This is a genomic window from Streptomyces sp. NBC_00464 (assembly GCF_036013915.1).
Lineage (GTDB): Bacteria > Actinomycetota > Actinomycetes > Streptomycetales > Streptomycetaceae > Streptomyces.
This window is the reverse complement of record NZ_CP107899.1, coordinates 3,031,141-3,057,696: the sequence shown is the minus strand read 5'-3', so window position 1 is coordinate 3,057,696 and position 26,556 is coordinate 3,031,141. Positions and strand designations below refer to the sequence as shown.

Below are 26,556 nucleotides of genomic sequence, written 5' to 3'. Positions count from 1 at the left end.
TCAGAGGATCGCGACCGGGGCGACCGGGGTGCCGGTCGCGCCGACGAAGGGCTCCGGCATGGCGGAGAGCAGGAAGGCGTAGCGCCCCGCGTCCGCACAGGCTGTGGACAAGCCCTCCAGGTTCCAGTTCTGGCCCTGGAGCATGCCCATCTCGACCAGGTCGAGCGCGTGCACCCCCAGCCACAGGTCCTCGATCTCCGGCGGGAAGATCTCGAAGGTCAGCGTGTCATTGGCGACCGCGGCCACGTCCCGGGCCCGGAACCACTCCGGCGTACGGATCGAAAGCCCCGGTGACGGATACCCGTAGGCGTTCTTGTCCCCGGAGAGGTACACCTGCACCTGTCCCGTCCGTACGAGCACGATGTCCCCTGACCGCACCCGGACCCCGGCCAGCTCCTCGGCCGCCTCCAGGTCCTCGGGGGTGACCGCGTGCCCGCCCGGCAGCCGGTCCACGCCGTGGGCGCGGGCGACGTCGAGGAGGACGCCGCGCGAGACGATGTGCGGGGCCTTGTCGATGCCGCTGAACTGCGCGCCGCCGTGGGCGGTGATCGTGTCCGCCGGGCGGCCGTTGTAGATCTTCCCCGAGTGCGAGGCGTGGGTGAGCGCGTCCCAGTGGGTGGCGGCCTGGAGCCCCAGGACCGCGGTGTCGTCGCTGGTGGCGACGGTGCCGGGGCCGAAGAGCTCCTGGTTGATCTGGACCATGGTGTGCAGCGGATTGACCCGCCCCGGGATCAGCCCGCTCTGTACGCCGTCCTGCTGGAGCGGCAGCGCCAGCGGGACGCGCTGCCCGCTGTGGACGGTGGCCGCCGCCTCGCGCACGACCTCGTCGGTGATGAGGTTGAGCGTCCCGATCTCGTCGTCTGCCCCCCAGCGACCCCAGTTGTTCACGCGCTTGGCGAGGTCGTGGAACTCGGCCGGCAAAGACATGGCGCCTCCTGGGGCTTGTGCCGGTGGACCTGATGACCCATAGAATCTAACGGTCCGTCAGAAACCGCGGGAAGGGGCCGGGCATGGGGAACTTCTTGGCAGGCAAAGTGGTGGCCGTCACGGGTGCCGGTCGCGGCATCGGGCGGGCCGTCGCGCTCGCCGCGGCGGCCGAGGGGGCGAGAGTCGTGGTCAACGACTACGGCGTCTCCATCGAGGGCGGCGAACCCGCCAGCGAGATAGCCGAGTCCGTCGTCAAGGAGATCGTGGCGGCGGGCGGCGAGGCGGTCGCGGTGGCGGACGACATCTCCACCATGGCGGGCGGGCAGCGGGTCGTGGACACCGCGCTCGCGCAGTTCGGCCGGATCGACGGGGTCGTCTGCGTGGCAGGGATCCTGCGGGAACGCATGCTCTTCAACATGTCCGAGGCGGAGTGGGACCCCGTGGTCGCCACCCACCTCAAGGGCACGTTCACCGTGTTCCGGGCGGCCTCGGCGGTGATGCGCAAGCAGGAGGGCGCCGGCACGCTGATCGGCTTCACGAGCGGCAACCACCAGGGCAGTGTGGCCCAGGCGAACTACAGCGCGGCCAAGGGCGGCATCATCTCGCTGGTCCGCAGCGCGGCGCTCGGCCTGCACAAGTACGGCGTCACGGCGAACGCGGTCGCGCCGGTGGCGCGTACCCGGATGTCCGCGAACGTCCCCATGGAGCTCAAGGAGATCGGCGAGCCGGAGGACGTGGCGGCGCTCGTCGTCTACCTGCTCAGCGAGCGCGCCCGCGCGGAGAAGATCACCGGCCAGGTGTACACGATCGCGGGCCCGAAGATCGCGGTCTGGGCCCAGCCGAGGGAGCTGCGCGCGGGGTACGCGGAGGGGGCGGCGTGGACGCCGGAACGCATCGCGGACTTCCTGCCGGGGACGGTGGGCACGGATCCGATGCCGATGCTGGCGCAGCTGGAGGAGATGGCGGCGGCGGCGAAGGCCGCGGCGCGCCCGAACGCGTAGGCGCGTGTGCCCGGCCACCCTGCGGGGTGGGGTGCGCGCTTCTTCCCCTTGGGGGTGGGTGCATCTCCTCTCCTTGTGGGGTGGGGCGTGCACCTCTTCCCCTCGGGGGTCGGGGCGTGCGCCACTTCCCCTGCGGGGTGGGTCGGGGCGTGCGCCACTTCCCCTGCGGGGCGGGGCGTACACCTTCCCCCTGGGGGCGTACACCTTCCCCCTGGGGGTGTGCGGCCTTTCCCCTGCGGGGTACGAGGCGCAAATTCAGCCCCTCCGGCGATTGAGGAGCGGGGGTGCGGGGGCGGAGCCCCCGGTTGGGGCCGAGCCCCGGTTGCCCGGCGCGGGCGCGTCGCCGGGGCGCTGCCCCGGACCCCGGTCCTCAATCGCCGGACGGGCTTGATTTGGCCCCGTACGAGTGCGGCATGGGGCGGTCGGGCAAGCCGGAGCTGCGGGACGGGCTTGATTTGGCCCCGTACGCGTGCGGAGTGGGGCGGTCGGGCAAGCCGGAGCTGCGGGACGGGCTTGATTTGGCCCCGTACGAGTGCGGAATGGGGCGGCAGGGCTCGACTTCGCCCGTACGCGTGCGGCATGGCGCGGCCGGGCAAGCCGGAGGGGCTTGAAATCGCCCCGTACGCGCACAAGTGCGAGACGCGCCCCGGGATTCAAGGAACACCACCGCCGAGCGCGTGCTCGGCCTACCGAGGGAGCCGAGATGAGAGGCGTCGTCTTCGACGGCAAACGGACCGAGGTCGTCGACGACCTGGAGATACGCGACCCCGGCCCCGGCGAGGTGCTGGTGGCCGTGGCCGCGGCCGGGCTCTGCCACAGCGACCTGTCGGTGATCGACGGAACGATCCCGTTCCCGCTGCCGGTCGTGCTGGGGCACGAGGGCGCCGGCGTCGTCGAGGCGGTCGGCGCGGGCGTGAGCCATGTCGCGCCCGGCGACCACGTGTCCCTGTCCACGCTGGCCAGCTGCGGCGCCTGCGCCCAGTGCGACCGGGGCCGGCCGACGATGTGCCGCAAGGCGATCGGGATGCCGGGGCAGCCGTTCTCGCGCGGCGGGAAGCCGCTGTACCAGTTCGCGTCCAACTCGGCCTTCGCCGAACGGACCCTGGTCAAGGCCGTGCAGGCGGTGAAGATCCCCGCCGACCTGCCCCTGACCTCGGCCGCCCTGATCGGCTGCGGGGTGCTGACAGGGGTCGGAGCCGTACTGAACCGGGCCAAGGTCGACCGCGGCGAGAGCGTCGTCGTCATCGGCACCGGCGGCATCGGGCTCAACGTGATCCAGGGCGCGCGGATCGCCGGTGCGCTGACCATCGTCGCGGTCGACTCCAACCCCGACAAGGAGTCCGTGGCCCGGCAGTTCGGCGCCACGCACTTCCTCACCTCGGCCGAGGGGGTCAAGGAGATCCTTCCGCACGGCGCCGACCACGCCTTCGAGTGCGTGGGCCGCACCGAGCTGATCCGTACCGCGATCGATCTGCTGGACCGGCACGGACAGGCGATCCTGCTCGGCGTGCCGGCGGCGACGGCCGAGGCGTCGTTCCTGGTCTCGTCGATGTACCTGGACAAGTCGATCCTGGGCTGCCGCTACGGCTCCTCGCGCCCGCAGCGCGACATCGCGCTGTACGCGGAGCTGTACCGGGAGGGCCGGCTGCTGCTGGACGAACTCGTCACCGAGACCTACCCGGTGGAGGACTTCGCCAAGGCGGCGGACGACGCACACCACGGGCGGGTGGCCCGGGGCGTGCTGGTCTTCTAGCGCGGCCGGGCCCCGGCCGCCGTCGCCCGGAACGTCCGCCGGTACACCGTCGGCGACACCCCCAGCGCCGCCTGCAGATGCTGCCGCAACGAGGTGGGGGTGCCGAAGCCGGCGTCCCGGGCGATCCGGTCGATCGACAGGTCGGTGGACTCCAGCAGTTGGCGGGCCCGTTCGACCCGCTGCCGGGTCAGCCACTGGACCGGGCTGATCCCGGCCTCCTCGCGGAACCGCCGGGTGAACGTCCGTACGCTCATCGACTCCTGCTGCGCCATGTCGCGCAGCAGGATCGGCGATTCCAGCCGCCCGAGCGCCCAGGCGCGGGCGGTGGTGGTGGCCGAGACCCCCGGGTCGGGGACCGGACGCTGGATGTACTGCGCCTGGCCGCCGTCGCGGTGCGGCGGTACGACCGTGCGCCGGGCGACGTCGTTGGCGACGGCGGTGCCGTGGTCGCGGCGCACGATGTGGAGGCAGAGATCGATGCCGGCGGCCACTCCGGCGGACGTCAGGACGTCGCCGTCGTCGACGAACAGGACGTCGGGGTCGACCTTGACGGCGGGGAACAGGTTCTGGAAGTGCTCGGCGGATGACCAGTGGGTGGTGGCCGGGCGTCCGTCGAGGTAGCCGGCTGCGGCGAGGACGTAGCTGCCGGTGCAGATGGAGACCATCCGGGTGCCCGGCCTGATGTACGCGAACGCGGCGGCGAGCTCGTCGGTCAGCCGGCCCTCGGTGTAGACGGGGCCGAGTTCGTGACTGGCCGGGATGACCACGGTGTCGGCTGTGGCGAGGGTCTCCGGGCCGTTCTCGACGGTGATCGTGAAGTCCGCGTCGGTGCTCACCGGGCCGGGTGGGCGGACCGAGCAGGTCACGACTTCATAGAGTTTCTGGCCCCGGTTCAGCGGCTCGGAGCCGATGGAACGCCCGAAGATCCTTTGGGGGATGCCCAGTTCGAAGGGGAGCAGCCCATCGAGGGCGAGAACGACGATCCGGTGTGGCACGATACGAACTCCCTTCGGCACTAGCTGGTATAGACCATAAGCTGATACATGTCATCGGTGTGAAGGAAAAGTCAGTAGACCTCGCGGGCATTCCCGCCGTGGACCACGAAGCCGCTCTGCGCGATTCGCCACCCTTGTCGTCTTTGTCTCTTGGGGCGGACCCGCTCTGGAACCGGAACTTCCGGCTCTTCTTCGTCGCCCGGACCGCGGCGCTCTTCGGTGACGGAATGATTCCGGTGGCGCTCACCGCGGGCCTGCTGGGTGCCGGCCGGCCGCACTCCTCGGTGGGGTTCGCGCTGGCGGCCTGGATGGGACCGCTGGCCCTGTTCGTCCTCTTCGGCGGCGTCCTGGCCGATCGGTTCACGCCGCGCCGGATGATGATCATCGCCGATGCGCTGCGGCTGATCGGCGCCTCCGTGCTCGCCGTCTCCTTCGCCGTCGGCAACCCGCCGCTGTGGGCGGTGTACGCGCTGAGCGCGGTCGCCGGTGTGGGCGCGGCGCTCTTCCAGCCGGGCGTCGCCTCGACCGTGCCGCGAGTGGCCTCGGACGTGCAGCGCGGCAATGCGGTGCTGCGGGTCTCCGAGGCGCTGATGACCATGGCGGGCCCGGCGTTCGCGGGCATGCTCGTCGGGCTGGCGAGCGCCGGGGCGGTCTATGCGGCGAACGCGTCGACGTTCCTCGTCTCCGGCATCTGCCTCTTCCTGCTGAGGCTCGCGCCCGCCCCGTCGGATGAGGTGGCGCGCGGCACGTTCGTCGCCGAACTGGTCGACGGGTGGCGCGAGTTCAGGGCGCGCAGTTGGCTGTGGGGGGTCATCGCGATCTGGACGGTGTACGGCTTCGCCGTGCTCGGCCCGATGCTCCCGCTCACCGCCGTCGAGGTCACCGAGGCCCACGGTTCGGGGACGTACGGCGCGATGATGGCGGTGAACGGCGCGGGCAGCGTCGTCGGCGGCCTGCTGGCCCTGCGGCTGCGGCCCCGCCGCCCGCTGGCGGCGGGCGCCGTCGCCCTGACCGGGGTCTGCGTGAACCTGGTGGTGCTGGGACTCGGGCTGCCGGTGCTCGCGCTGGGGGCAGGGCAGTTCGTGGCGGGCGCGGCGTTCGCGTTCTGGCTGGTGATGTGGTCGACGACCGTCCAGACGCATGTGCCGCCGGAGGCGCTGAACCGGCTGCACGCCTACGACGTGGCCGGCTCGTTGCTGATGCTGGCGGCGGGCCGCGCACTGGCCGGACCGGTCGCGGACCGGGTGGGCGCCCCTGAGGTGCTGCTGGCCGGGGCGGTGATCAACATGCTGGCGGTCGGCGTGCTGCTGGCGGCCCGGCCGATCCGGCGCCTGGAGCGGATCGGGTGAGGGAGCGCGGACGAAGTGCCCACCGGGCCCGAGCCGTTGCGGCGGGGACGGCCGTGCTGACCGTCGCGGCCGGGCTCGGGGTGCGTACCGTGGCGGACGGCGCTGTCGCCAAGTACGCGGGTGACGCGCTCTACACCGTCCTGATCTGCGCCCTCGTCGCCCTGTGCGCACCCCGCGCCCGGCCGCTCGCCGTGGCCGGTGCCGGGCTGGGGATCAGCTGGGCGGTCGAACTGCTCCAGCTCACCGGGGTGCCCGCCGAACTGTCCGAACACAGCACGGTGGCACGGCTGGTGCTCGGCTCGACGTTCAACGCGCCCGACCTGTTCTGGTACGCGGTGGGGGCGGCAGCCGCCTGGGCCGTGGGTGCGGTGGCTACTTCCGGCGCGACCGCTCCTCGGACTGCTGCATCTCGATGACGCGCAGGACGTGTGCGCTGGTCTGCCGGCGCACACTGCCCGCGACGAGCAGCGCCGAGCCGGCCACCGAGAGGGGCGCGGAGACGGCCAGGAGGACCAGCTGCTTGGGCATGGTGCTGTCCAGCTCGCAGATCGACGACGCGCGGAAGCAGTACAGCGAGTCGTCCTGATCCCACATCAGGAAGCCCAGCCACACCCACAACACGCAGGCGACGAGCAGCAGAACGGCCCCCCAGCCCTGCATCAGCGCTGACCTGTGGTGGAAGTGCTGACGTTCGACCCACTGCATGAAAGACCCCCGGGACGTGGACGAAGCGGCGTGGACGCGTGGGCCCGCCCGTGCGCGGTGAGCCCGGCCGCTGATCGACGCAGATCGTACGCGCATACGGTTCGGCGGTCCCGGGCCGGGCGGCGGGCCGAGTGGCGGGGTGTGGCCCGATCCCTGCGAACCATGTCCTTCGGGCCACTCGTGGGAGGGGTCGCGGAGGCCGGATGCTGGGCGGCGTGAACCGGACAACCGAACCCGCCGCCCGCGAGGACAGCCTGCCGACCGGCTACGAGGCCCCCCGGCGCCGCCGCGTCCACCGCGCCTGGATCGTCGCCGCCGTCACCTTCGTGACGATCATCGGCGGCGCCGCGTTCAACGCCCTGCCCGGGCTGCTCATCGACCCTCTCCACGAGCAGTTCCTCTGGTCGCGCGGGGAGATCGGCCTGGCCGTCTCCCTCGACATGGCGCTGTACGGGCTCACCGCGCCGTTCGCCGCGGCGCTGATGGACCGGTTCGGCATCCGGCGGGTGGTGGTCGTCGCGCTCAGCGCGGTTGCCGCCGGTGCGCTGGCCAGCTACTGGATGACGGCTTCCTGGCAGCTGATGATCTATTGGGGGCTGCTCGTCGGCCTCGGCACCGGCGCGATGGCGATGTCCTTCTCCGCGACGGTCACCAACCGCTGGTTCGTCGCCCGCCGGGGCCTGGTCACCGGCATCCTCACGGCGGCCGGCGCCTCGGGGCAGCTCGTCTTCCTGCCCCTCTGCGCCTGGATCGTCGACCGGCACGGCTGGCGGCCCGCCTCGGTGACCGTCGCCCTGGCCGCCCTGGTCGTCGTCCCGTTCGTCTGGCTCCTGATGCGCGACCACCCGGCCGACGTGGGCCTCGCCCCGTACGGCGGGGAGTACGTGGCCAAGCCCGCGCCCGCGCGCGGGGCGGCGCGGCGCACCGTACGCGTCCTGGTCGACGCGGCCCGCACCGGACCGTTCTGGCTGCTGGCCGGGTCCTTCGCGATCTGCGGCGCCTCGACCAACGGCCTCATCCGCACCCACTTCGTGCCCTCGGCGCACGACCATCACATGCCCATCACCGCGGCGGCCTCGCTGCTCGCCGTCATCGGGATCTTCGACATCATCGGCACGATCTTCTCGGGCTGGCTCACCGACCGCTTCGACGCCCGCCGGCTGCTCGCCGTCTACTACGCGCTGCGGGGGATCTCGCTGCTGTTCCTGCCGCTCCTGATGCAGGCCACGGTGGAGCCGCCGATGGTCTTCTTCATCGTGTTCTACGGCCTCGACTGGGTCGCCACCGTCCCGCCGACCCTGGCCCTGTGCCGGGAGCAGTACGGCGAGGACAGTGCGATCGTCTTCGGCTGGGTCCTCGCCTCCCACCAGGTGGGTGCGGCACTGGTGGCGTTCCTGGGCGGGGTGGCGCGCGACCACTTCGGCTCGTACGACGTGGTCTGGTACTCGGCGGGGGCACTGTGCGCCATGGCGGCGCTGATGGCGCTGATGATCCGCCGGGTGAAGGGGCTGCCGGCGGGCGTCGCGGGGTGACCGCTCAGCCGCTGAAGCGCCCGAACACCCCTCGGTGGAAGAGCAGCGGACCCTCTCCGTCCCCGTCCGCCGTCGCCCCCAGCGCCTCCACCCGGCCGACCACGATCAGATGGTCGCCGCCGGTGTGGACGGCCTGGATACGGCAGTCGACCCAGGCGGGCACGGCGTCCAGCAGCGGCGAACCGGTCGCGGGGGCGGGGGAGTGCGCGACCCCGGCGAACTTGTCGGCCCCGCTGACCGCGAAGCCCCGGCACAGCGCGCCCTGGTCCGCGCCCAGGATGTTGACGCAGAAGGCCCCGGCGCGGGCGATGCGCGGCCAGGTCGTCGACGTACGGGCGACCATGAACGTGACCAGCGGCGGGTCGAGTGACAGCGAGGCGAACGACTGGCAGGCGAAGCCCGCCGGACCGTCGGGGTCGGCCGGGTCGTGTGCCGTGACGACCGTGACGCCACTTGCGAAATGACCCAGCACGCGCCGGAATTCGCCCCGGTCGAGCGGCAGCCGCTCGTCCTCGGCGACGGCCCGCAGAACCGGGCGCGGCAGTGGATCCACCGGCTGAGGGCCGACGGCCGTCACGGCGCCGACGGACCTGAGGTAGCGGACGGCGGTTGCGGCCATGCCTGCGTGACCCATCATCCTTCGATTAGAGCTGACGATGCGTCAGATGGGAAGGGGTGGTGGTCTCCGGCCTTCGTCGGGGTTGGGTTCGGCCCTGTCGGAGGGCCGTGCTCGCAGACGGTGTTCGAGCTCGCCGAGCTGAAGCCCGGCCAGACCGTCCTGGTCAACGGGGCCGGGGGCGCGGTGGGCAGTCTTGTGGTGCAGCTCGCCGTCGACGCGGGGGCGCAGGTGACCGCGGTGGACGCGCCCCACCACGCCGACCGCCTTCGGGGCTACGGCGCGGACCGGTTCGTCGGCCCCCTCGACCTCGCCGCGGGCCCGGCCGCCGTGGGCGGTCCGTTCCAGGTCGTGGTGAACCATGTGCGTGTCTCCCCCCGAGGAGCTCGCGCAGCTGACGGGGTACGTCGCCGACGGCGGGGTCGCCGCCAGCTCGGCCGGACCGGTTCCCGAAGACCCCGCCCGGGGCGTGCGCAGCGCGAGCCTGTGGGTCCGCAGCGACGGGGCCCAGCTGGCCGAGCTGGTCGCCAAGGTGGACGCCGGCGAGCTCCGGGTCCACGTCGCCGCACGTCGCCCGGTGGCCGAGCTGGCCGCCGTGCACGAGGACGCCGGTGCCGGGCGGCTGTCCGGCAAGACGGTCCTGCTTGTTCCCTGACCGCCGCCTGACCGCATCCGGCCGGGCCGCCTGCTGTGCGCACCCGTGCACCGGCGGGCGGCCCGGCCGGATGCGGCCGCGACCCGCCGGCACCGACTGGCCCTGCCCCCGATGCGCCGTCTAGACCCCCCGGTACTTCGGCACCCGCCGCTCCACGAAGCTCGCCACGCCCTCGTTGGCGTCCTGAGTCGTCATGTTGATCTCCTGGGCCATGGCCTCGGCGGCGAACGCCGTGGCCCGGTCCGCGTCCATCGACGCGTTGACGAGCTGCTTGGTGAGGGCGATCGCGCGGGTCGGCCCCTCGGCCAGCCGCTGGGCCCAGGCCCGTGCCGTCGCCGTCAGCTCCTCGTCCGGAACGATCCGGTTGACGAGGCCCAGGCGTTCCGCGTCCCGCGCCGGGAGCGAGTCGCCGAAGAACATCAGCTCCTTGGCGCGCTGCGGGCCGATCAGGCGCGGCAGCAGATAGGCGCCGCCGCCGTCCGGTACGAGCCCGCGGCGCACGAACACCTCGATGAACTTCGCCGATTCGGCCGCCAGCACCAGGTCGCAGGCGAACGCGAGATGGGCGCCGATGCCCGCCGCCGTGCCGTTGACCGCCGCGAGGACCGGCTTCTCGCAGTCCAGGACCGCGGCGATCAGCCGCTGCGCGCCGAGCCGGATCGTACGCGCCACATCGCCCGGCACCCGGTCTCCGGCAGCCGGGGAGGCGGTGGCCGGGGCGCCGCGCAGGTCGGCGCCCGCGCAGAAGCCGCGGCCGGTGGCGGTGAGGACGACGGCCCGGACGGCGGGGTCGGCCGAGGCCTCGCCGAGCAGGGCGATGATGCGTTCGCGCTGGTCCCAGGTGACGGCGTTCATCGCCTCGGGGCGGTTGAGCGTGATCCAGGAGACGCCGTTGTCAGTGGTGTGGAGTATCAATGATTCAGGCGATCCGGACGGGTCGGCGCGGTCGGTGCGGCTGGTGTGATCAGTGGTGTCTTCGGGGGAGGACGGCATGAGGCAGCTCCTGAGCGGGTGGTGGGACCGATGGCGGCCGGGGCGGCGGGGCGGCAGGTCAGCGGCAGACCGCGAGTGCGTCCAGCGCCACCGCGCCCTGTCCGCGACCCAGCACCATCAGCGGGTTGATGTCGAGTTCACTGAGGTCGTCGCCGAGTTCCAGGGCCATCCGCTGCACCCGCAGGACGACTTCGACGAGGGCGTCCACATCCACGGGCGGGCCGCCCCGCACGCCTTCCAGCAGCGCCCGGCCGCGCAGTTCGCCGAGCATCGCCCGCGCCTGGTCCTCGCCGAACGGCGGCACCCGCACCGCCGCATCGTGCAGCACCTCGACGAGTACGCCACCGAGGCCGACCGTCACCGTCGGTCCGAACAGGGCGTCCTGCGTGACGCCGACCATCATCTCGACGCCGCGCTCGACCATCTGGCAGACCAGGATGCCGTCCAGGTCGATGCCCTCGTAGCGTGCGATGTCGGTGAGTTCGCGGTAGGCGTCCCGCACCTGGCTGGCCGAGGTGAGCCCGACCTTGACCAGGCCCAGCTCCGTCTTGTGGGCCAGCTGCGCGCCGGACGCCTTCATGACGACGGGGTAGCCGACGAGCCCCGCCGCCCGGACGGACGCCGCGGCGCTGGTCACCAACTGCTCCCGGGGCACCCGGATTCCGTACGCCCGCAGCAGCTGCTTCGCCGCGTGCTCGCTCAGCTGGTGGCCCGGTCGCATCAGTGCCTGCGCCTTGCGGAAGGAGGGGGACGGCGTGCGCGGCGCCTCGTCGAACGGGGAGCGGTAGGAGGCGGCGAAGCGGTGGTGGTCCAGATAGGCCTTCACCGCGGTGATGCAGTTGCCGAAGGTACGGAAGGTGGCGACGCGGGACGAGCCGAGCAGCGTCGTGCGGTAGGCGTCCTCGGTGCCGACCGGCGATCCCCAGATCACGCACACCAGCTTGTCCGTGGCCTCGGCCGCGTCCACCAGGTCCTGCGCGAGCTTGTCGCTCATCGGGGGGAAGGGGCCGGTGATCGGACAGATCAGGACCCCCACCTCCGGGTCGGCGAGGATCGCGTCGATGATCTTCCGGCCGCGCCAGTCGCCGACCGGGTGGCCGCCGTTGTCGACCGGGTTCGCCACGTTCAGGTAGCCGGGTATCCAGGTGTGCAGTTCGGCCTGCTTCTCCTCGGAGAGCACGGGGAGGGACAGGCCCGCCCCGGTGGCCAGGTCCGAGAAGTGCGCGCCCGTGCCGCCCGAGATCGAATACACCACGACGCCGTCGGCGAGCGGCTTGCGGGCCCGGGCCAGGAGGGCTGCGGTGTCCTGGAGTTCGTCGAGTCCGTCCACCCGGATCACGCCGAACTGCCGCATCGCCGCGTCGACGACCTGGTCGGCGCCGGTCAGCTTGCCGGTGTGTGACGCGGCCATCCTGGCCCCCGTCTCCGTGCGTCCCACCTTGACCGCCACCACCGGCACACCCGCCCGTGCCGCCCGGTCCGCGGCGAGCAGGAAGGAGCGCCCGTCCTTGAGCCCTTCGACGTAGCAGGCGATGGCCCCGACCTCGGGGCGCTGGGAGAAGTACGCGATGAAGTCGGAGGTCTCCAGATCCGCCTCGTTGCCCGTGGGGGCCCAGTGCGACAGGCGCACGCCCAGTTCCTGGAGCGTGTAGACGGGGCGCCCCTGGTGGCCGGACTGGGTGATCAGCGCGATCGCCGGCCCGTCCAGGTCGTCGCGGAACTCCTCGAAGGCGTTGAGGTTGGTGTTCGGGCCGAGCAGCCGCAGCCCCGACCGCTCCACGGCGGCCGCCAGCCGGGCCTGCGCGGCGGCGCCCTCCGCACCGGTCTCCGCGAAGCCGGAGGCGAAGGCGACGGCGAATTTCACCTTGGCCTGCGCGAGTTCCTCGATGACGGGGAGCGGGTCGCCGACCAGCAGCACCGCCAGGTCCACCTGTTCCGGCAGATCGGCGACGGAGGCGGCGCAGGCCCGTCCGAAGACGGTCTCGCGCGTGGGGTGCACGGGATACAGCCGTGCCCCGACGCGCTCGGCCCAGGCGATCAGCTGACGGGTGATCCCGGTGTTGGGCCGTCCGTCGGTGTCGGACGCGCCGATGACGGCGACGGACTCCGGCCGGAAGAACCGGTCCAGGTCCGGCACGGTCGCGTGCAGCGGGCGGCCGCTGACGTCGAGGTCGCCCTCCGCGGCGGCGGCCGCCATGCTGTGGACGGCGGCGTGCGGCTCCTCGCCGCAGGCCACCACCCTGGCGCGGAAGTCGGTGGTGAGGGTGCCGTGAGTCGATCCAAGCATCGTTCCGCCCACTCCTGCTCGAAAGTCCGTCGGCACTTGTGGTGCCCGGGCACAAAACTGACGCTCTGTCAGGTTACTGAACTGACGGCCCGTCAGGAATGGGTGTGCAGGGAAAGGTTGAGAGCGGTGGCCCGGGACCTTCCCCGGACCACCGCTCTCAACCGCAGGAGTGCCCTCACGGGCGTCAGAGCGCGGCGACGACCTCCTTGGCGACGCGCTCGCCCGAGCGGACGGCGCCGTCCATGTACCCGTTCCAGTACGTCGACGTCTCCGTGCCCGCCCAGTGGATCGCTCCGACGGGTGCGCGCAGCGCGGCGCCGTAGCGGGTCAGGACGCCGGGCGGGGCGTAGGCGACCGGGCCGCCGCGGGAGTAGGTCTCGTTGTCCCAGCGCTGGAGCACGAACCCGGTCGGGGTCTTCGCACGGTCGCCGAAGTACGTGGCGAAGTCCTTCAGGACGACCGCCTTCACCTCGGCCTGAGAAGCGTCGTTGAGCCGGCGCATCTCGTCGGACTCGATGAAGCCCATCAGCGCTCCGTACGAGCCGTCCGGAGGCGAGTTGTCGAAGGTGGAGCGGATGGCGCCGGAGTCGCTGACCACCTGGCCGTTGAGGCCGTCGGCGCGCCAGAACGGGGTGTCGTACACCGCGATCGCCTTGCCGACCGACCCCATCGGCAGCCGCTGGCCGAGCTGGTCGCGGGTGGCGGGCAGGCCGGGGGAGAAGGTGATGCGGTTGGTGAGCGAAGGCGGGACGGCGATCACGACCCGGCGGGCGGAGACGGTGAGGCCCTCGGCCTCCACGGTCAGCCGGCCGGTGCCGCCCTGTGCGATCCGGGTGACGGGGGCGTTCAGGACGACCCGGTCACCGAGGGACTGTGCGAGGCGCAGCGGCACCTGCGCGGAGCCGCCGACGAACCGGGTCGCCTGGGCGCCCGTACCCGTCTCGGTGAGGCGCTCGAAGGTGCCGGGGGTCGACTCGTTGCCCGCCGCCCGGATGTAGAACAGCACGAACAGGAGCGAGAGCTCACTCGGCTCGGCCGAGAAGACCGAGGTGCACGCCACGTCGAAGAGGAACTTCGCGGACGGGATCACGGCGTTGTGCTTCAGCCAGGTCTCGAAGGTCTGGCTGTCCCACTCGTCCGCCTTCGCGGCCGTCCACGGGGCGTCGACCGGCACCTGCTTGGCCAGGTCGTTCAGCATCGCCTGCACCGCCGCCGCGTTGGCGAGCCCCGCCACATCGATCGGCGGGACGGATCCGAGCAGCCCGTCGGTGGCGTAGGGGGTGCGCTTGCCGTCCTTGAACAGGACGTTCTTGCCGGTGTTGTACGTGGGGAAGGTCGCCACCCCCAGCGAGTCGGCGAGGGCCTTCATCCGGTCCTGCGTCGGGCCGATGAACTCGCCGCCGCCCTCGCTGATCCCGCCGTTCGGCAGGGCCAGATTGAGCACCCGGCCGCCGACCCGGTCGCGTGCCTCCAGGACCAGGACGGACTTTCCGGCGGCGGCCAGATCGCGGGCGGCGGTCAGGCCGGCCAGCCCGCCGCCGACCACCGCGACGTCCACCTCGCGCGGTGCGGTGCCCGCCGCCGGCGCGGCCTGCGCGGTGCCGGTTCCGGCCACGCCGAGCGCCGAGACCCCGGCGGCCGCCGCACCTCCCAGCATCGCGCGCCGGGTCACCGGTCCGTGGGCCGGCTGCTGGGTCTGACCTGTTCGTTGACGTGCCACGTGCATCCTCCGTACCAGGGTGGGATGCCCCGCCGGGAGTGCCCGGCGGGGGCTGTGCTGTGCGAACGGCGTGGTCGTCCCGGGGTGACGCGGAGAGCCTGCTCAAGGGCGGCGCGGCTCAGACGGTGCGCGCCAGCCGCTTCGCGATCTTCTGCGCGTCCAGGGCCATTTCGCGGAACATGCCGCTGATCGGGTTGGTGAACCCGGTGAAGTACAGGCCGGGCGCCTGCTTCGGCGTCCGGCCGCCGTGTGCCACCGGCCGGCCCCGGGCGTCCAGCACCCCGAGGTGGCCGACCAGCGGCTCCAGGGCCCGCAGATAGCCGGTCGCGGCGATCACCGCGTCCGGCGTGATCCGGGTCCCGTCCGCCAGCACCACCGCGTCCTTGTCGAACGACTCGACGGCCGACACCGGCACCACCCGGCCGCCCTTCACCGCGTCGATCAGCCCCACGTCCTGGACCGGGATGGCCCCGTCCTTGACCCGGGAGTACAGGCCCGTGTCCGGCCGGGGCAGCCCCTGTTCGGCGAGGTCCGGCACCGCGACGCGGGCCATCAGACCGCCGGCCCGGTCCACGAGCGCGACCGGCAGCCGGCGCACCAGGATGCCGGTCGCCTGCGCGGGCCAGCCCGCCGTGGAGCGGCGCACGATGTGCGGGACGGTGCGCACTGCGAGGCGTACGCGTGACGCCCCGCCCTCCACCAGGTCGACGGCGATCTCCGCTCCCGTGTTGCCGACGCCCACGACGAGGACGTCCTGGCCCGCGTACGGGGCCGGGTTGCGGTACTCGGAGGCGTGCAGCAGCGCGCCGGTGAAGGTGTCGCGCCCGGACCAGTCGGGGATCCGCGGGGTGTGGTTGTAGCCGGTGGCCACGACGACGGCCCGGCCGGTCAGCTCGCGTCCGCCGGTCGCGGTCAGCCGCCACCCGGAGCCGTCGGCCGCCCGGTCGATGCGGGAGACCTCGACGCCCGTCACCACTTCGAGGCCGTGGTGCTCGACGTACTTCTCCAAGTAGCGCACCACGTCGTCCCGGGAGACCCAGCGGCCGAACCTGCGGGGCATGGCCAGCCCCGGGAGGGCGGACCAGCGCCGGGTGGTGTGCAGATGCAGCCGGTCGTAGTGGCCGCGCCAGGACGCGCCGACGTCCCCGGACTTCTCCAGGACGACGGCCCGCACCCCCTGCTCGCGCAGGGCCGCCGCGGCGGCGAGGCCGCCCGGGCCACCGCCGATGACGTAGACGGGGCGGTCCTCGGTGATGTCGGTGGGGGCCGGGGTGCTGCTACCGGCGGTAGGTGTGCTGTCGGACATGCTTCGGAGCGTAATCGCGCGACTCCTTGATGGGTCTCGGTCAAGACCGGAATCGATTGCGAATTGATCACGGGTGCACGCCTCTTGCGCAGCTCGCCGCCATCAGGTGAACTGACGTACCGTCAGATTAGGTGAACGGGAGGGCCCCATGCGGACGATCTGGCTCGACGGAGCACAGTGGCTCGCCGTGCTCCGAATAGGCCTCGGCCTGTGGTGGCTGGAGAGCTGGCGCCACAAGGACAAGAAGGGCTGGTTCGAGCGCGGCACCGGCATCGCCTGGGCGGCGGACGTCGCGGGCAAACACCGCTGGCCGGTGGTCCGGACCGGCTTCGAGAGGATCGTCGCGCCGCGCCCGAAGGCCATGGCGTATGTCGTCGTGTACGCGGAACTCGCCCTGGGCCTCGGCCTGGTGACCGGATTCCTGACCCCGGTCGCGCTGGTCGCGGGGCTCCTGCTCAACCTGCTCTACCTGGTGCTGATGATCCACGACTGGGCCGAGCAGGGGCAGAACGCGATGATGGCGCTGATCTCCCTCGTCGCGCTGTTCGCCATGTCCTGGCAGACCTGGTCCCTCGACGACGCGATGGGACTCTTCCTGTGACGACGCCGCCTCCGGCTCCCGCGCCGGCCCCCCGCTACGACATCCCGGAGCCCGACGCCTTCACCCGCCCCTACTGGGACGCGGCCGCCGAGGGGCACCTGCTGCTCCGCGGCTGCCGTGACTGCGGCCGGGCGCACCACTACCCGCGCGAGTTCTGCCCGCACTGCTGGAGCGAGGACGTCGAGTGGGAACGGGCGAGCGGCCGGGCCACCCTCTACACCTGGTCCGTCGTCCACCGCAACGACCTGCCCCCGTTCGGTGGCCGGGTCCCGTACGTTGCCGCGGTCGTCGACCTGGCGGAGGGGCCGCGGATGATGACGGAGATCGTGGAGTGCGAGGAGTCCGCGCTCGCCATCGGGATGGAGCTGCGGGTGACGTTCCGGCAGGAGGAGGGGTGTGAGGCGGTGGCTGTCTTCGGGCCGGCGCCAGGGGTGCAGATCCCGGAGCGGTGAACGGGCTGGTGAACGGGCTGGCGTACGGGCTCAGCGCGACAGCTCCTTGCGCTGTCTGCGGCGTTCCAGGAGGTTCGGGTAGCGGACGACCACGCCTCCCGCACCGCACGTACCCGAGATCCGGAGCACCGGTGTGCCCGGCAGCCGTTCGCCCGAGGTCTTGTCCTTCAGACCGCCGAAGCCGGGATCCAGCGCGTCCGTCTCCGCCCTCCAGCCCACCGGGACCACGAACACCACCCCGGCCATCTGCGCGTCCACCACCACCTCGATCTCGCGCAGCCGGCACTCGGCCCGCGTGAAGTCGAGGCGCACGCCGCCCAGGCCCCCGTACGCGACAATCCGCGGCGGCACCTTCCAGCGGCCCGTCCGGGTCACACCGTGGATGCCGCCCTTCAGGGTCAGCGGTTCGTCCGATTCGAGCATCACCGGCACCAGGTCGTCGGTGAGCGGCGCGAGTTCGGCGTGGGTTCTGGCCGTGAGCGCCAGCTCCAGGCGCTCGTCCAGTTCTTCGAGATCGATGCGCCCGTCGGCCGCCGCCTCCCGCAGCTGCTCCACCACCGCCTCGCGGTCGGCGTCGGAGGCGCGCATACGGCCGGCGGATCGCGAGGGCTCTGCAGTCATGCAGCAGATGATACGGACGCCGGGACGCGGGACCAGGGCCGGCGACCGCGTTCCCGGCCCTGATCCGCCGGTCAGTCCCCGCGCCGGGTGCGCTCCAGCCAGGGGCCGAACTCGCTGTCCAGGACCAGTCGTCCGAGTTTGCGGTACTCGGCGAGGACCGCCGACACGAGCTGCTCCGTGTCCAGCGGGCGGCCCGACTCCGCCGCCTGGTAGGCGGCGGTGACCGCGCAGGCGCGGATGGACCCGCCCGTCAGCTCGAACCGATCCGCGCAGGTCCGCAGGTCCAGTCCGGAGGCGCGGGGGATCTCCGTGCCCAGGCAGCGTTCCCACAGGGCGAGGCGCTGCTGTGCGTCCGGTACGGGGAAGTCGGCGACCACGTCGAGGCGGCGGGTGAACGCCTCGTCGAGGTTGGCCCGCAGATTGGTGGTGAGTACGGCGATGCCGTCGAAGGACTCGATCCGCTGGAGCAGGTAGGCCGACTCCACGTTGGCGTGCCGGTCCTGCGCGTCCTTGACCTGCGAACGCTTCCCGAAGACGGCGTCCGCCTCGTCGAACAGCAGCACCGCGTTGACGTCGGACGCCTCGACGAAGATCCGCTCCAGGTTCTTCTCGGTCTCACCGATGTACTTGTCCACCACGGACGACAGGTCCACGACGTAGAGCTCCATGCCCAGGTCGGCCGCGACCACCTCCGCCGACATGGTCTTGCCGGTGCCGGACTCCCCGGCGAACAGCGCGACGATGCCCCGGCCCCTTCCACCGCCCGGCCGCATCCGCCACCGGCCGAGCACCTGCTCCCGGTGGCGTGCGCGCAGGGCCAGGTCGGACAGCTGGTGGCGAGTCGACGGGGGCAGTACGAGGTCGTCCCAGCCGACGGTGGGCTCGATGCGGCGGGCGAGCCGGGCCAGCCCCGCCCCGTTCTGGGCCCGGACGGCGGTCCGCAGGTCCTGCGCCTCCACCGGGCGGCTCTCCAGGGCGGCCAGCCGGGAGGCGACGGCGGCGGCCCTGCGGATCTGGCCGGAGTCGAGCCGGTAGGCGCGGGTGGCGTCGGTGAGGCGTGCGCCGGCCGCCGCGGTCCCGGCGGCGAGGCCCGTCGAGGAGCCTGCCGCGGTGAGTTCCCGGTGCCACCTGCGGGCCGCGTCCGCCGGGTCCGGAGGCAGGACGTGGACCGTCACGGGGCTCTCGGCGGCCCACAACGGGTCCCAGTGCTTCTTCCCGTACATGATCAGCGGGGAGCCGCCGCCGACCGCCTCGCAGAGCCCTTCGATCACGCCGGCGCCCTTGGGCTGCTCGGGGGCGAGCGCCTCCAGCGGCCCGAGGACGAGACCGCCGCCGCTCAGCCGCGCCTCGGTCGCCAGGATCTGCGCCGTCCGCACCGGGTCCGGCGCGGTGGCCAGGGCCGCGACGTCCACCACCAGCGGGCGGAGCCCGGCCGCGAGGAGTGCGTCGGCCGCGAGCCGGCCGGGGTCGCCGCCGCGGTCCAGCAGATGCACCAGGCCGCTGCCGGTACCCAGCGCCGCCACGACCCGCAGCGTCGTCCGGCACAGGTCCGGCCCGTCCTCCGGCGCCTTTGCCGGTGCCTTTTCCGGTTCCTCCTCCGGCCCGGCCACCCGGACCAGACCGTGCAGTCGTCCGTCCACCTCGTCGTCGCCGAGCAGATGGGCGGTGACCCGGTCCGGTACGCGCAACACCCGTGAGAGCAGCGGGCGGTCGGCCTCCAGCACCTCCACGAGACCGGCCGCGACCAGCGGGGCGGACGGCGAGAACCGGAAGCGGCCGGAGCCCGCGGCGGGCAGTCCGCAGAGTTCGAGGGCCAGGTCGATCGTGGCTCGGCGCCGGGTGAGGTCGTCGTTGAGATAGCCGTACAGCCGCTCGAACCGTGCGTCGATGTCCGGGGCCATCGCGACCAGCAGGAGATCCACGTCCGGCTCGACCAGACCGAAGCGTTCCGCGAGGGCGGCTATCCGGCCCCCGGCCGGGGAATCGGGCGTGGCGCCGGGACCTTGGGCCGACGCGGGGACCGGCACCGGGAGGAACGCGTCCCGGGAGTCCAGGATGCGCTCGGCCGCGGCGGGGGTGAGGTACTGCCCCCGGAACGGATCGTCCGGTTGCGGGTCGGTGTCCCGGCGCAGCGCGACCGCGTGCCGTACCCGCCGCTCGATGCGGCCGAGCCGCTCCCAGAGGTCCTCCAGGTCCGTCGGCGGGATACCGGAAGTCGGCGGGATACCGGAAGCCGACGGGGTACCGCCGCCCGGCTCCCGGACTTCGGCCGGGGCCTCGTACGCCGTCGTCACCGGGCCGGACCTCCACGCCTGCGCCGGCCCGGCGGAAGCTGTCGTTCACGTTCCGCGGCGAAGCCCTGCCCGGCAGGGTCCGACGCCCCGTCGTAGCGCAGCCGGCGCCCCGGCTCCGTCGCCTCGCCGTCGCGCTCGGGCGCCGTACGCACCAACAGGCCTTCGGTGACCGGCGGTCCGACGGCCGTCACCTCGCCGGCCAGCGGCGCCCACACCCGCAGGTCGATCGCGGCCTTCAGCTCGCCGCCGAGTGCGGACCACACGTCCACGGTGGACGGACGGTCGCCGGAACCGGCGGACGCCGCCTCCACCTCGACGGGCAGCCCGAGCATGGCCAGGCTGCCCGTGAGCATCCGGTCGGGCAGCACGTCCGTGCGGATCACGCAGCGCAACACCTCGGAGAGCAGCCGGTGTTCGTCCTGGGGACGGTTGGTCCACGCGGTGAGCAGATAGGTCAGTTCGAACCAGCGCGGAGGGTTCCGCCGCCCCGTGACCACGCCCTCGTCGTCGAACTCCTCGGCCGTGCCGGTACGGCGCCGGGTGGCGTCCTCGCGGATGCCGTAGAGGAAGACGCTGACCGTGGGAGCGTTGCGCCGCGCGGACCAGTCCCTCGTCGGGGCGTCGAAGACCAGCTCGACGCCGCTCTCCTGGAGACCGGCGTCGACCAGCAACAGGCGCAGGCCCTCGTCGACTTCGTGGATCACCTGCGCCCCACCTCGTCCGGCGGGACGATGGTGCCGGTCACCACCAGGAAGTCGGTGGTGACGGGGCTGAACCCCGGCCCCGAGGCCGTGATCGTGCGCGGACCCGTCCGGTCCTTGACCAGGATCAGCAGCTGCGCGATGAAGGTGCCGTCACCGCCCGGACGGGTCGGCGGCGCGGTCGCGGTGATCCCCGGCTTCCAGGTGAGCTTCACCGGTACGCCGGGCGGGAAGTCCTTGCCGCGTACCGAGGTGACGAACCCGGGTTTGCCGACCTCGGGCACCGAGACGATGCGCGGCTGGAGGATGCGCAGCGGGATCCGGGAGACGTTGTCACCGCGGTCCGCGTCGGTGCCGCTCGTGGTCAGCGTTCCGGTGACCTTCGTCCGCAGGGCCCGGTCCGGGGCGAGCACCACGCGCAGGACCGACGAGGCACCCGGCGCCAGGTCGGGCAGCGTGCACACCCCGGCCCTGCACCCTGCCGGGAGGGTGGTCACCGGGATCCCGGCGGGCAGCCCGAGCCGTAGCCGCAGGCCGGTGGCGAGCGCGTTCTTCCCGTTGCGCACGGTGTACGTCACCACGACCCGCCCGCCCACGTATCCGGGGCTGGGCTGGGCCCGCACGACGACTCCCGGTCCCGCCTCGGGTTCGGGCGGCAGCGGGGCCGGCGGCTGTGCGGGCGGTGCGGGAGAAGGGGTCGGCGGGGCCGGAGTGGGCGCCGAGGGGGACGGGCTGGGCTCCGGGGGGACGTCGTTGACCTGGACGGCCGTCCCGGTGGCGTTGTCGGTGGGGTTCGGGTCGACGACGGCTCCGGTGACCGACCAGCCGATCTGCCAGGGCCCCGTCGTGACGCCCGTGAGCCGTGCGGTGACCTCCACCTCGGCGCCCGGTGCGAGCACGCCCAGGTCGCAGGCCGGTGAACCGGCTCCGCAGGAACCGGAGTCGGTGGTGAGCTCCTCCAGGCGGACGCCCGGCGGTACGTCGGCGACGAAGGTGGTGCCGGGGGACGGGGCGGGGCCGTGGTTGGTGACGGTGACCGTCATCGTCACCGAGGAACCGGCCTCCACCGACGGGCCGACGGGCGGCGCGGTCACCGCCAGGTCGACCTTCTGCTGGAAGGCGGGTTCCTTCTGGCGGCCCGGCAGCTGTGCGGTCAACGGGGTCAGCGTGCCCGTGGCGAGGACGAGTTCGGACAGCTGCTCGGGGGAGTTCGGCGCGATGTCCCGGCGGGAGCTGAGCACCAGCCGCTTCGCGTCCGCCGACCAGGCCACGTCACGCGGCTGGTAGGGCCCGGTCGCCGTGACGTCGGGGATCAGCGCGCGGCACGCGGTGGGATCGTTGCGACGGGAGGACGGCAGCACGACCCGGCAGCCCGTACCGTCCGGCGAGGTGACGACGACGCTGGCCCGGTGGTTGATCTGGTCGGCGCGGTCCTTGCGGTTGAAGGCGATGGACGTGCCGTCGGGGGAGAAGGCGGGGCTGTCGTCGATCACCTTGCACTCGCCGGGGCAGCCGGTGGTGCTGAGGTCCTCCTGCTGTTCGAGGGCGTCCACCGGGGCGGTCCAGACGTGCTTGATCCCGCCGAGGCCCCGGATCACCTGGTTGCGGGTGAAGGCCAGCGTGGTGCCGTCCGACGACCAGGCGGGCTGGGCGTCGCCGCCCACCACCTCTCCGGCGGGCGGGACGACCTCGCCGATGATCTTCTTCGTGGCGACGTCGGCGATGAGGACCCGGCTGGGCCGCGCCGTGCCGCCGGCAGCGGGGGGAGACGTCCGGGTGAAGGCCAGCTTGGTGCCGTCCGGGGAGTAGGAGGGGTCGGTGTCCCAGTCACCGGCACCCCGTCCTTCCAGGTCCATGGCCACCGGGTTCGTCCCGTCGGTGGGGGCCAGCCAGATCCGCTGGACACGCACGTTGTCGATGGTTTCGAACCGCGTCACGGCGATGTTCCGGCCGTCCGGCGTGTAGGTCTGGCGCTCGGTCCAGGGGTCGTAGCCGGCCGCCGGGTGGAACAGCGGATCGTCGGCGGGATCCTCACTGGTGTTGGTGCGGGCCCGCGGGTCCTCACGCAGCACGTCGACCCGGAGATCGCGGGGGTCCGAACCGTCCTGCCGCATGTCCTGGAGCGTGACGAGGTCGGGCTCCACGGTCGTCCGGTGGGTGACGACCACGTTCCAGGTGTTCCCCCAGTCGATCACGGCAGGGGACTCCACCTGACGGTCCTCGGAGAGCTTCATCACCGGAACCGGGTTGTCGAGGGAGCCGATCCGGTACACGTGGTCGTAGACGGAGCATCCGCAGACCGTGTTGGGGCTGAGGAAGACCAGATCGTTCCCGTCCGGTGCCCAGGCGGCCGAGCGGCTGCCCCAGCCGGCGTAGGCGCCCGTCAGCAGGGGGCGGCCGGTCCCCTGTCCTCGGGTGATCCGCAGCCGGTGCCCGGTGTCCGTGCTCGACTCCGGCGTCTGGCGCAGGGTGTACACGACGGTGTCCCGGTGGGCGTCGTCGTTCACCGGGTTCCACTCCGGCTCGCTCGCGTCGCCCTCGGCGGGGTTGCTGATGCAGGTCACCACCCCGCCGGACAGGTCCCGTGCGTAGACCTGCGTGCCCTGTTCGGGGCCGCCGTCACTCGCGTACGCGATCCGGGTGCCGTTCGGGGAGAGTGTCGGGTGCGTCTCGTCGGCGGGCGAATTGGTCAGCCGCCGCAGGCCAAGGCCGTCGACGCCGATCGACCAGAGGTCACGCTGGGTCGATTCCCCGGGCCCCGGCTCGGCCGCGTCGAACACCACGGTCTTGCCGTCGGGGGAGAGTTCGGGGTGCGCGGCGTCGAGGCCGTCGGTGAGCTTGCGTACGTTGCCGTCCGCATCCCGCAGGTAGACCTGGGGCTTCGCCTCGTCGCGGAGGCTGGTGAAGACCAGCGTCCTACCGAGCCCGAAGGCGTCCTGGTCGTAGTGGGCCGGGCCGGTGCTGAACAGGTCCTTGGAGGCCGTTTCGGAGGTGCGCAGCCCGAGGCTGCGGTGGCCGGTGCCGGCGAAGGCGATCCGGCCGGTGTCGGCCGGCGCCGCCTCCTCGGCGGCGAGCGCCTGGGTCGCACCGTGCGGGGCGGACACGGAGCCCGCCACGAGCAGCGGAGTCAGCAACACCACGACACCGCTCAGCCGGCGCAACCGGATACGGCGTGCCGGGACAGCAGGACCGGCCACGGTCCACCTCACAGTCTGGTCGATGGTTCTCCACCTCAAGCATCGGGCCCGAGAGGGAGCGGGGACAGGGCCCGGAGTACCCGGAGCGGGGGAAGACCCGGTGCCCTTTGCGGCTGCCGACCGCCGGACAGTGCCCCGAGCGCGCAGGGTCCGGCCCCCACACCCCGGTGATCCCCGAGCCCCCGCGCGGCACTTGGGCCCCGCGGGGGCAACAGCCTTTGCCCCCGCGGGCCCGTCGGTACGGGAGGCCAACGGCCCGGCGACGACCGGCGGAGGTCACGGGCCCGTCGACGACCGGCGGGTTCAGATGAGGCCGTGCCGCATGGCGTAGCCCACCGCGTGCGCCCGGTTGCGCAGATCAAGTCGCGTCGCGACCTCGTGCAGCACGTTCTTGACGGTCCGTTCGGAGTACGACGTCTTCTGCGCTATCTCCGCGGTGCCGTACCCCTCCGACACCAGCCTGATCATCTCCGCCTCCCGTGCCGTGAGGGTGGAGAGGGAGAGCCCCCGGGGGTCCAGCACCGTGCGGTGAAGGCTGCTGACGTGGTCGAGGAGCTTCCCCAGGACGTCCCCGGGCAGCACTCCTTCGCCCTTCGCGATCGCCGTGACCAGGTGGACGAGGCGGTCCTGGTCGGCCTCCCCGCGCCTCAGCACGGCGGCGACGCCGTACTCGATCAGGGTCTGGAGAGCCCCGGCCTCGAAGAAGCCGACGACGAGTCCGGTGCGGGTGGAGGTGTTGCGCTGGAGGCGGTGCAGGAGCTGGATGGTGGGGTCGTTCACCACGTCGACCACGACCAAGGAGACCTGGGCGCGGTCGGCCTCCTCCTCCGGTATCAGCTCTATCTCCGGGCGCAGGCGCAGCTGGTGCACCACGCCGGTCTGCAGGATCAGGTCCTCCGCGTACACCGCCACGGAGATCCTGCCCGCCTGGGTGCCCACCGGGTATGCGGTCGGCGTGCGCTGGGCGGGGAGTTCGGGCGTGGACGGTCTGTGGCTGCGGCTGCCTACCGTCCCTGTGCTCGTCGTATCTGTCGTGGTCGTGGTCATGGTCATGTACTCGTCCTTCTCAGCCGCTTCCGTCGGTACCCGATACGTCAGACCTCGTCCTCGCTCCTTCGGTGCCGGAACAGGGGGACCTGGCCCGGGGACGGGGTGCGATGATCCGGAGCCGATGTGCCGTCAGGGCAGCCGCGCTGCCCTGACATTGCCCTCCCGCCTCTGCTGGCGGGGCGGGTGCGCGGCGTAACTTCGCAGGGTGACCACATCTGCCGAATTCGACATACCCACGGTGACGGTGTCGCCCGGCGCCGAAGCGACGACCACGCTGACCGTCCGTAACGACGGCGACATCGTCGAGGCGTACACCCTCGAAGTGGTCGGTGACTGTGCGGCATGGACCACGGTGGATCCGCAGCGGGTCTCCCTCTACCCCGGCACCTCGGAGACCGTGACGGTGCGGCTCGCGCCGCCCCGGTCCCATGAGGTCAAGGCGGGCGAAGTCCCGCTGGGCGTACGTGTTCTGCCGGCGGAGCACCCCGAGTCGGTGGCCGTTCCCGAGGCGACGGTGACCGTCGAGCCGTTCCGTGAACTCCGGGCGCGGCTGGAGCCGGGCCGCCGCAGGGGCTGGCTGGGCGCACGCTTCCGTACGTCCGTGCAGAACCGGGGCAACACCCCCGTCGACGTCGTGTTCAGCGGAAAGCAGGAGGGGGAGGAGCTCCGCCTCGCCTTCACACCGGAACGCCGGAGCCTGCAGCCGGGGGAGTCCGCCGAGGCGGGTCTGCGGGTGCGGGCCCGGAAGCTGATCTGGTTCGGAGCTCCGGCCACCTGGCCGTTCGAGGTCAGGGCCGTGGACAGCGAGGGGGCCGACAAGGAGGTCGAGCAGCCCGGCCGGGCCGATCCCCTGCCCGGCGAGTTCGCGCAACTCCCGCTGCTTCCGAAGTGGTTGCTGATCGTCCTCGCGGCGCTGATCGCGTTGCTGGTGGCGTGGTTCGCGCTGGTGCGGCCGGAGATCCGGAGCACCGCGAAGGAGGCGGGGACCAAGGCGGCCCAGGAGGAGAACCGGGAGCGGCCGCAGGGCGGTGCGGCGACCGGCGGCGGGACCGGTGGCGAGGCCACGGCCGGCGCGCAGGGCCAGGAGAAGGGCCAGGGCGCCACGGCGGGGGCGGGCGGTACCGGCGGTGCCGGCACGGGCGGTTCCGGATCGACCGGCGGCGTCGGCGAGTTGAACGCCCAGCAGAGCTCCGAGACCATCGACGTGCAGACGGGTGCCGGCTCCAAGCAGGACAAGACGTATCAGGTCCCGGCAGGAAAGGTGTTCGGCGTCACCGACATCGTGGTGGCGAACTTCCAGGGAGACGAAGGGGTGTTGACCATCTCCTTCGGTGAGCGGAAGATCACGACCATCGCTCTGGAGACGTTCCGCAACCAGGACTATCACTGGGTCACCCCCATTCGGATTCAGGAAAACGCCAAGGTCACCGCATCCGTGACCTGTTCAAAGCCTGGCACTCCGGCGACCGGGAAACAGGCCTCCAAGTGCCACCAAGTACTCAATGTCAGTGGTGTGCTGAGCGATATCGCACCGTAGGAACGATAGCGCCGGATTCCTGCCCGCTCGTTCCGGGAGCGTGAACAAACAGTGCTGCTGCCTGCGGAAACCTCGGTGTGACCGTTCATCAGGGTGTGCTTCTTCACACATCGTTCGGTGCGCGCAACCAAATCGCCGCAGCGGCCATCGACGGGTGAATACCGGTATTTCGCGGGTGATTACCGGCCTTTCGTCGGCGGGGGGATCCGCTCGCACGGTGAACCCTCCCGCTCACCGGAGCGGATCGGGATCTCCGGGTATCTG

23 protein-coding genes are annotated in these 26,556 nt (G+C 72.3%); 9 read left to right on the top strand and 14 right to left on the bottom strand.

Annotated features, from left to right (window positions below; translation table 11 throughout):
• Nucleotides 1-927 carry a cyclase family protein gene (locus OG912_RS13470; protein ID WP_327709533.1) on the bottom strand — a complete coding sequence of 309 codons (927 nt, stop codon included), beginning with the start codon at nucleotides 925-927 and terminating at the stop codon, nucleotides 1-3.
• An 83-nt stretch (nucleotides 928-1,010) separates the two neighbouring features.
• On the opposite strand from OG912_RS13470, the gene OG912_RS13465 reads away from it, so the two are divergent.
• On the top strand, nucleotides 1,011-1,928 hold the full coding sequence (locus OG912_RS13465) for an SDR family oxidoreductase (protein ID WP_326737949.1): 918 nt from the start codon (nucleotides 1,011-1,013) through the stop codon (nucleotides 1,926-1,928).
• A gap of 703 nt (nucleotides 1,929-2,631) precedes the next feature.
• Nucleotides 2,632-3,681, top strand: a complete 1,050-nt coding sequence (locus OG912_RS13460; protein WP_327709532.1) for a Zn-dependent alcohol dehydrogenase — start codon at nucleotides 2,632-2,634, stop codon at nucleotides 3,679-3,681.
• On the opposite strand, the gene OG912_RS13455 is transcribed toward OG912_RS13460, so the two are convergent.
• Entirely contained in the window at nucleotides 3,678-4,676 is a 999-nt protein-coding gene (locus OG912_RS13455; RefSeq protein ID WP_327709531.1) for a GlxA family transcriptional regulator, read from the bottom strand. The genes OG912_RS13460 and OG912_RS13455 overlap by 4 nt on opposite strands.
• A gap of 143 nt (nucleotides 4,677-4,819) precedes the next feature.
• On the opposite strand from OG912_RS13455, the gene OG912_RS13450 reads away from it, so the two are divergent.
• Nucleotides 4,820-6,025: an MFS transporter gene (locus tag OG912_RS13450; protein WP_327709530.1), complete on the top strand. Its 1,206-nt coding sequence runs from the start codon at nucleotides 4,820-4,822 to the stop codon at nucleotides 6,023-6,025.
• A complete protein-coding gene (locus OG912_RS13445) occupies nucleotides 6,022-6,441 on the top strand; it encodes a ribosomal maturation YjgA family protein (RefSeq protein WP_327709529.1) in 420 nt (139 codons plus the stop codon). Before OG912_RS13450 ends, OG912_RS13445 begins: the two co-directional genes overlap by 4 nt.
• On the opposite strand, the gene OG912_RS13440 is transcribed toward OG912_RS13445, so the two are convergent.
• The gene (locus OG912_RS13440; RefSeq protein WP_326737954.1) at nucleotides 6,398-6,730 is read right to left on the bottom strand and encodes a hypothetical protein; all 333 of its coding nucleotides are present in this window, start codon (nucleotides 6,728-6,730) and stop codon (nucleotides 6,398-6,400) included. The two genes, OG912_RS13445 and OG912_RS13440, sit on opposite strands and share 44 nt — an antisense overlap.
• A 215-nt stretch (nucleotides 6,731-6,945) precedes the next feature.
• Between OG912_RS13440 and OG912_RS13435 the strand changes: the two genes are divergently transcribed.
• On the top strand, nucleotides 6,946-8,262 hold the full coding sequence (locus OG912_RS13435; RefSeq protein ID WP_327709528.1) for an MFS transporter: 1,317 nt from the start codon (nucleotides 6,946-6,948) through the stop codon (nucleotides 8,260-8,262).
• 4 nt (nucleotides 8,263-8,266) lie between these two features.
• On the opposite strand, the gene OG912_RS13430 is transcribed toward OG912_RS13435, so the two are convergent.
• Together OG912_RS13430 and OG912_RS13425 are read right to left on the bottom strand one after the other, a co-directional pair.
• A complete protein-coding gene (locus OG912_RS13430; RefSeq protein WP_327713418.1) occupies nucleotides 8,267-8,881 on the bottom strand; it encodes a flavin reductase family protein in 615 nt (204 codons plus the stop codon).
• A 42-nt stretch (nucleotides 8,882-8,923) separates the two neighbouring features.
• Nucleotides 8,924-9,241 carry a hypothetical protein gene (locus tag OG912_RS13425; protein WP_327709527.1) on the bottom strand — a complete coding sequence of 106 codons (318 nt, stop codon included), beginning with the start codon at nucleotides 9,239-9,241 and terminating at the stop codon, nucleotides 8,924-8,926.
• 4 nt (nucleotides 9,242-9,245) lie between these two features.
• Between OG912_RS13425 and OG912_RS13420 the strand changes: the two genes are divergently transcribed.
• Nucleotides 9,246-9,533, top strand: a complete 288-nt coding sequence (locus OG912_RS13420; protein ID WP_327709526.1) for a zinc-binding dehydrogenase — start codon at nucleotides 9,246-9,248, stop codon at nucleotides 9,531-9,533.
• Nucleotides 9,534-9,653: 120 nt separating this feature from the next.
• Here the strand turns inward: OG912_RS13420 and OG912_RS13415 are convergent, their stop codons facing one another.
• From OG912_RS13415 to OG912_RS13400, 4 genes are all read right to left on the bottom strand, one after another.
• On the bottom strand, nucleotides 9,654-10,526 hold the full coding sequence (locus OG912_RS13415) for an enoyl-CoA hydratase/isomerase family protein (protein ID WP_327709525.1): 873 nt from the start codon (nucleotides 10,524-10,526) through the stop codon (nucleotides 9,654-9,656).
• 58 nt (nucleotides 10,527-10,584) lie between these two features.
• On the bottom strand, nucleotides 10,585-12,813 hold the full coding sequence (locus tag OG912_RS13410) for an acetate--CoA ligase family protein (RefSeq protein ID WP_327709524.1): 2,229 nt from the start codon (nucleotides 12,811-12,813) through the stop codon (nucleotides 10,585-10,587).
• A gap of 184 nt (nucleotides 12,814-12,997) precedes the next feature.
• Entirely contained in the window at nucleotides 12,998-14,470 is a 1,473-nt protein-coding gene (locus OG912_RS13405) for a flavin monoamine oxidase family protein (RefSeq protein ID WP_327713417.1), read from the bottom strand.
• A gap of 181 nt (nucleotides 14,471-14,651) precedes the next feature.
• Nucleotides 14,652-15,839 (bottom strand): flavin-containing monooxygenase, encoded by a 1,188-nt coding sequence (locus OG912_RS13400; RefSeq protein ID WP_327709523.1) that lies wholly within the window; start codon nucleotides 15,837-15,839, stop codon nucleotides 14,652-14,654.
• Nucleotides 15,840-15,987: 148 nt separating this feature from the next.
• On the opposite strand from OG912_RS13400, the gene OG912_RS13395 reads away from it, so the two are divergent.
• Both OG912_RS13395 and OG912_RS13390 read left to right on the top strand, forming a co-directional pair.
• Nucleotides 15,988-16,440, top strand: coding sequence for a DoxX family protein (locus OG912_RS13395; protein WP_327709522.1), 453 nt, complete (start codon nucleotides 15,988-15,990; stop codon nucleotides 16,438-16,440).
• Nucleotides 16,437-16,892 carry a Zn-ribbon domain-containing OB-fold protein gene (locus OG912_RS13390; RefSeq protein WP_327709521.1) on the top strand — a complete coding sequence of 152 codons (456 nt, stop codon included), beginning with the start codon at nucleotides 16,437-16,439 and terminating at the stop codon, nucleotides 16,890-16,892. Before OG912_RS13395 ends, OG912_RS13390 begins: the two co-directional genes overlap by 4 nt.
• A gap of 30 nt (nucleotides 16,893-16,922) precedes the next feature.
• On the opposite strand, the gene OG912_RS13385 is transcribed toward OG912_RS13390, so the two are convergent.
• The 5 genes from OG912_RS13385 to OG912_RS13365 all read right to left on the bottom strand — a co-directional run bounded on the left by OG912_RS13385 (nucleotide 16,923) and on the right by OG912_RS13365 (nucleotide 24,752).
• The gene (locus tag OG912_RS13385) at nucleotides 16,923-17,513 is read right to left on the bottom strand and encodes a DUF1707 SHOCT-like domain-containing protein (RefSeq protein ID WP_327709520.1); all 591 of its coding nucleotides are present in this window, start codon (nucleotides 17,511-17,513) and stop codon (nucleotides 16,923-16,925) included.
• Nucleotides 17,514-17,584: 71 nt separating this feature from the next.
• On the bottom strand, nucleotides 17,585-19,738 hold the full coding sequence (locus OG912_RS13380) for an ATP-binding protein (protein ID WP_327713416.1): 2,154 nt from the start codon (nucleotides 19,736-19,738) through the stop codon (nucleotides 17,585-17,587).
• Between the two features lie 65 nt (nucleotides 19,739-19,803).
• Nucleotides 19,804-20,511, bottom strand: coding sequence for a DUF4255 domain-containing protein (locus OG912_RS13375; protein WP_327709519.1), 708 nt, complete (start codon nucleotides 20,509-20,511; stop codon nucleotides 19,804-19,806).
• The gene (locus OG912_RS13370; protein WP_327709518.1) at nucleotides 20,508-23,705 is read right to left on the bottom strand and encodes a hypothetical protein; all 3,198 of its coding nucleotides are present in this window, start codon (nucleotides 23,703-23,705) and stop codon (nucleotides 20,508-20,510) included. Before OG912_RS13370 ends, OG912_RS13375 begins: the two co-directional genes overlap by 4 nt.
• Before the next feature lie 303 nt (nucleotides 23,706-24,008).
• Complete coding sequence (locus tag OG912_RS13365) at nucleotides 24,009-24,752, bottom strand: helix-turn-helix transcriptional regulator (RefSeq protein ID WP_327713415.1); 744 nt, start codon at nucleotides 24,750-24,752, stop codon at nucleotides 24,009-24,011.
• Between the two features lie 232 nt (nucleotides 24,753-24,984).
• On the opposite strand from OG912_RS13365, the gene OG912_RS13360 reads away from it, so the two are divergent.
• Nucleotides 24,985-26,292, top strand: a complete 1,308-nt coding sequence (locus OG912_RS13360) for a COG1470 family protein (RefSeq protein ID WP_327713414.1) — start codon at nucleotides 24,985-24,987, stop codon at nucleotides 26,290-26,292.
• Nucleotides 26,293-26,556: the final 264 nt, after the last annotated feature.

What these genes read in the sequence shown, in the direction of transcription:
- OG912_RS13395 (WP_327709522.1), top strand. Translation starts at nt 15,988, where the DNA reads ATGCGGACGATCTGGCTCGACGGAGCACAGTGGCTCGCCGTGCTCCGA.
- OG912_RS13425 (WP_327709527.1), bottom strand. Translation starts at nt 9,241, where the DNA reads ATGGTTCACCACGACCTGGAACGGACCGCCCACGGCGGCCGGGCCCGC.
- OG912_RS13440 (WP_326737954.1), bottom strand. Translation starts at nt 6,730, where the DNA reads ATGCAGTGGGTCGAACGTCAGCACTTCCACCACAGGTCAGCGCTGATG.
- OG912_RS13400 (WP_327709523.1), bottom strand. Translation starts at nt 15,839, where the DNA reads ATGTCCGACAGCACACCTACCGCCGGTAGCAGCACCCCGGCCCCCACC.
- OG912_RS13410 (WP_327709524.1), bottom strand. Translation starts at nt 12,813, where the DNA reads ATGCTTGGATCGACTCACGGCACCCTCACCACCGACTTCCGCGCCAGG.
- OG912_RS13415 (WP_327709525.1), bottom strand. Translation starts at nt 10,526, where the DNA reads ATGCCGTCCTCCCCCGAAGACACCACTGATCACACCAGCCGCACCGAC.
- OG912_RS13365 (WP_327713415.1), bottom strand. Translation starts at nt 24,752, where the DNA reads ATGACCACGACCACGACAGATACGACGAGCACAGGGACGGTAGGCAGC.
- OG912_RS13460 (WP_327709532.1), top strand. Translation starts at nt 2,632, where the DNA reads ATGAGAGGCGTCGTCTTCGACGGCAAACGGACCGAGGTCGTCGACGAC.
- OG912_RS13470 (WP_327709533.1), bottom strand. Translation starts at nt 927, where the DNA reads ATGTCTTTGCCGGCCGAGTTCCACGACCTCGCCAAGCGCGTGAACAAC.
- OG912_RS13430 (WP_327713418.1), bottom strand. Translation starts at nt 8,881, where the DNA reads ATGGCCGCAACCGCCGTCCGCTACCTCAGGTCCGTCGGCGCCGTGACG.
- OG912_RS13405 (WP_327713417.1), bottom strand. Translation starts at nt 14,470, where the DNA reads ATGCTGGGAGGTGCGGCGGCCGCCGGGGTCTCGGCGCTCGGCGTGGCC.
- OG912_RS13385 (WP_327709520.1), bottom strand. Translation starts at nt 17,513, where the DNA reads ATGACTGCAGAGCCCTCGCGATCCGCCGGCCGTATGCGCGCCTCCGAC.
- OG912_RS13465 (WP_326737949.1), top strand. Translation starts at nt 1,011, where the DNA reads ATGGGGAACTTCTTGGCAGGCAAAGTGGTGGCCGTCACGGGTGCCGGT.